Raw genomic sequence first — 1,081 nt, 5'->3', positions numbered from 1 at the left:
GGAGATGTTCGCCACCGCCGAAGCCAATCTCGAGGCGAACCGCGCTGACATCGGTCTGAAACAGAGTTTGCAGATCGGCCGGCGGCTCGGCCGCCAGATCGAGCCGATATACACCGAAGCCGCTTTCCAGCGCGGCCGCCTGTTGCGGACGCATGGTCTTGCCGCGCCGGCGACCGAAAAAGGCTTCGGTCGCGCGGCTTGGTCTGTCCTTCGGATCCATGGCGGGACTTCGCGGCGCCGCTGTCAGGCGGCGACCGCGTCCTTGAGCGCCTTGGCGAGATCGGTCTTTTCCCAGGAGAAAGACCCATCACGGCCGGCCTTGCGGCCGAAATGGCCGTAGGACGACGTCTTGGCGTAGATCGGTTTGTTGAGATCGAGGTGACGGCGGATGCCCGACGGCGACAGATCCATCACCGTGCGCAGCGCGTCCTCGAGCTTTGCCTCGTCGACCTTGCCGGTACCATGCAAGTCGACATAGACCGACAGCGGCTGGGCGACGCCGATGGCGTAGGAAAGCTGGATGGTGCAGCGGTCGGCGAGTTTCGCCGCCACCACGTTCTTGGCCAGGTAGCGCGCCGCATAGGCTGCCGAACGATCCACCTTGGTGGTGTCCTTGCCGGAGAAAGCGCCGCCGCCATGGGGTGCGGCACCACCGTAGGTGTCGACGATGATCTTGCGGCCGGTCAGGCCGGCGTCGCCGTCCGGCCCGCCGATGACGAACTTGCCGGTCGGATTGATGTACCACATGCAATCGTCGGCGATCTTGAGGTCGCCCAGCGCCTCGCGGATATAGGGTTCGACGACCTTGCGGACCTTCTTTGAATCCCAGCTCGCATCGAGATGCTGCGTGGACAGCACGATCTGCGTCGCCTCGGCGGCCTTGCCATCGACATAGCGAACGGTGACCTGGCTCTTGGCATCCGGCCCGAGCCTGCCGGCTTCACCGCTGCCTTCGTGACGGGCAGCAGCCAGCAGTTCGAGGATCTTGTGGCTGTAGTAGATCGGCGCCGGCATCAAATCCGGCGTCTCGCGGCAGGCATAACCGAACATGATGCCCTGGTCGCCGGCACCCTCTTCGCCC

General features: G+C 64.8%; 1 protein-coding gene and 1 pseudogene. Both read right to left on the bottom strand.

The window, feature by feature from the left end; translation table 11 throughout:
* Nucleotides 1-220, bottom strand: a pseudogene (locus ENZ75_RS32645) (tRNA (guanosine(46)-N7)-methyltransferase TrmB); the annotation flags it as partial.
* A gap of 23 nt (nt 221-243) precedes the next feature.
* The coding region (gene metK, locus ENZ75_RS32640) for a methionine adenosyltransferase (protein WP_128278655.1) at nt 244-1,081 on the bottom strand (838 nt) is incomplete at its 5' end.

The organism is Mesorhizobium sp. M7A.F.Ca.CA.002.04.1.1, assembly GCF_004022805.1.
GTDB lineage: Bacteria > Pseudomonadota > Alphaproteobacteria > Rhizobiales > Rhizobiaceae > Mesorhizobium > Mesorhizobium ciceri.
This window is presented reverse-complemented; position numbering and strand designations above follow the sequence as displayed.